The organism is Gammaproteobacteria bacterium, assembly GCA_027296625.1.
GTDB lineage: Bacteria > Pseudomonadota > Gammaproteobacteria > JAKEHO01 > JAKEHO01 > JAKEHO01.
Map to the genome: position 1 here is coordinate 1 of JAPUIX010000182.1, position 3014 is coordinate 3014.

Sequence of the window (3014 nt, forward strand, 5' to 3'; positions counted from 1 at the left end):
CCATGTCCGATTTGAGGCGACGGCCCCCGGTTCCCCGGTCAGCCGCTCGGCCTGGGATTCGATGCGAAGAGACTTGTTGAACGAGGAACGGAACAGAGATAGCGTTTCACCCATGGCGCACGGCGGAGGTTTGTTGTGGAACCGTTTTAGCGCGTTGATTCTACAGCAAAATCCGCCGCGCGCCAGTCATTTCCGCCCGGTTGGGTGAATAAGGTGGGATCAGGCTCTAACAGCGAGGCTGTCGAAAGGTTGCTGGAATGGAAATGTGCAGCTTATCCATACCAGAGATCAAGATATTTGTCCCCAAGATATTTTGCGACGATCGAGGTTGTTTATCAGAGACGTATAATTATAGGACGTTTTTGTCCCTCAGCGTCGATATTAATTTTGTTCAGGACGTTTATGTCAGTAACATCCGGCAATATACTGTCAGGGGATTGCATTTCCAAAGGCCTCCCTATGCACAAGCGAAACTAGTCAGAGTAGGTCGCGGCCAGATTCTTGATGTGGCGGTGGATATACGCCGGGATTCCCCAACTTATGGGGACTACGCAACCCAAGTGATCAGCGCGGAATCTCGGAATCAGATGTTAATACCAGCCGGCTTTGCCCATGGGTACCTTACGCTTGAGCCGGACACAGAAATGCTATACAAGGTCAGCAGCTATCATTCGCCGGAGCACGAGTCCGGATTACTGTGGAATGATCCGGATATCGCTATCGATTGGGGGGTGTCCCCGACAGATGTGTTTGTATCGGATAGAGACAAGAACCAGCCGCGATTCAGTGACCTTCGCAGCCCCTTCTCTTGATGATACATACTACGATATTGTTCACCTTATCTTGAAGAATAAGACATGTCAGTAATACTCGTTACAGGTGCCGGTGGATACATTGGGACGACACTGGTGCCCTTGCTTCTCGAACGTGGATATCACGTTCGAGCCGTGGACCGGTTTTTCTTTGGGCGTGATTTGTTGGCCCCTCATGAGAACTTGGAGATTATCAAAGAGGATACACGTCGGCTGAACGCGAGAGTCTTCTCCGATGTCGAAGCGGTAATAGATTTGGTGGCGATTTCCAACGATGCAAGCAGTGAGCTTTTTGCGAAGGCGTCATGGGAGATCAATTGGCGGTCGCGGGTGCGCACCGCAAAACTTGCAAAGCAGTTTCGCGTAGCACGTTATATCTTACCTTCATCGTGTAGCATTTACGGGTACCAGGATCCCGAGATTGTTGTTGATGAACTGTCGGCGACCAATCCGCTTACCACATATGCCAAAGCGAACGAGCGTGCAGAACGAGACACGCTTGCGCTAGCCGACAATGACTTTCACGTGACTGTATTACGTCAAGCCACCGTATACGGGTACTCGCCACGCATGCGTTTCGATCTGGCGATTAATGGCATGACGTATGGCGCATGGTCCACTGGCAAATTGCCGACGATGCGTGACGGCACGCAGTGGCGGCCGATGGTGCATGTGCGTGATGCGGCGGAAGCACAAGCTTTTATGCTGGAGGCTGACCCCGCGAAGGTAAGCGGCCAAATCTTCAACGTAGGGTCGGCCCAGAACAACTATCAGATCGGTCCCTTGGCGGAAATCGTGGCGGCAACTGTCCCACGGAAGGTTGAAATCGAGTGGTATGGTGACCCGGACACGCGCTCTTACAGGGTTAACTTCGATAAGATAGCGTCCCTCGGATATCGGGCTAAATTCGACGCTGAAGACGGTGTGCGTGAGTTGTGCGAGGCGTTGGAGCATAGAAAGACCGATAAGACGCCGCAGACCATCACGTTGGAGTGGTACAAGGAGCTGCATAGCTGGTTTCAGAGGATCAAGGAAACGGAACTTTACGGAGGCATTCTGAATATTGAGGATTCTCCTTGCGCGATCGGCGAGGACCACATTGAGGGCTGTTAGCCTGGCGAACCTATCACATCATGGCTTCGAGTCGCAGAATGCGTCCGGTCTTTATTGTTGGTTGTCAGCGAAGTGGATCAACCTTGCTGGGCTCCATGCTCGGATCCCATCCGGAAGTCGTGTGTATACCGGAGGCACAGTTCATAGTCGACCTGATGCCCAGCCTCGAGGCTAGCCAAGGAATCGACCCTGCTGAGATCGTAAAGAGGATAAAGTCTCACTGGCGATTTCGTGCCTGGGAGTTTGACCTCGGTGAGGACCTTCCGGGCCCTGGCGAGGCTCCAGAGACGTTTCGCGGGGCCATCGAGTGGTTGGTGCGGCGCTACGCACAGACATACGGGCGCGGGGACGCAAAGATTTGGGTGGATCACGAGCCCTTTCATGTCTGTCACCTGTGGCGTCTTCTGCAGCATTTCCCGGACGCAAAAGTCGCTCACATAGTTCGTGATGGACATGCGGTTGCTGCCTCAATCATGGCCCTTGATTGGGGGCCAAACGAGATACATAGTGCCGCCCGCTACTGGAAAGCCATGGTTGGCCTGGGCTATGCAGCGAGTTCCTTTCTTGGGCGTGACCAGCTCTATCATCTGCGCTACGAGGATCTGCTTCTGAATCCCGAGCACACGATGCGTCGACTCGCCGATTTTGTTGGCGTCGAGTTTCATCCGGATATGATTGCAACGACCGGACTTCATTTACCACGCTTTAGCGAGTATCAGCACAAGCTGATCGGGAAGCCGCTCAACAGAAATCGCATAGACAGATGGCAACAAACGCTGAGCAGGCGCCAAATCGAAATATTCGAGCATTTGACCAATGATCTCTTACAACAGCTTGGATATGAACGATTAAGTAGTTGGAGTGCGCCTCGGCTGTCGCGGCTTGAGAGACTTGGGTTGATCGTGCGAGATTTCTTGAAGGCCGGCATTAATAGAGTACGGTATTGGTTTAGGCGTCGGGCTTACATGGGTTTCCTTTAGGTGTAGGCTCCGCGCGACCGCAACGATCGCCTTCTGGATGCCGCGCCGACGAGCGACGGCGACATCCCAGGTCTTGAGCGAGGACCATCTGGTTCGTTGCGTCAGCAGG

Annotated in this window: 4 protein-coding genes and 1 pseudogene; 4 read left to right on the plus strand and 1 reads right to left on the minus strand. The window is 53.3% G+C overall.

Going from position 1 to position 3014, the window contains the following annotated elements; genetic code table 11:
* The 4 genes and pseudogenes from O6944_11375 to O6944_11390 form a co-directional block, all read left to right on the plus strand.
* Nucleotides 1–208, plus strand: a 208-nt coding sequence (locus tag O6944_11375) for a hypothetical protein (GenBank protein MCZ6719737.1), incomplete at its 5' end; no start/stop codon positions are given.
* Between the two features lie 49 nt (nucleotides 209–257).
* Nucleotides 258–812: a dTDP-4-dehydrorhamnose 3,5-epimerase gene (gene rfbC / locus O6944_11380; protein ID MCZ6719738.1), complete on the plus strand. Its 555-nt coding sequence runs from the start codon at nucleotides 258–260 to the stop codon at nucleotides 810–812.
* Between the two features lie 45 nt (nucleotides 813–857).
* Entirely contained in the window at nucleotides 858–1925 is a 1068-nt protein-coding gene (locus O6944_11385; protein ID MCZ6719739.1) for an SDR family oxidoreductase, read from the plus strand.
* Nucleotides 1926–1963: 38 nt separating this feature from the next.
* Nucleotides 1964–2749, plus strand: a pseudogene (locus O6944_11390) (sulfotransferase).
* Between the two features lie 24 nt (nucleotides 2750–2773).
* Here O6944_11390 and O6944_11395 read toward each other — a convergent pair.
* The coding region (locus tag O6944_11395) for a hypothetical protein (protein MCZ6719740.1) at nucleotides 2774–3014 on the minus strand (241 nt) is incomplete at its 5' end.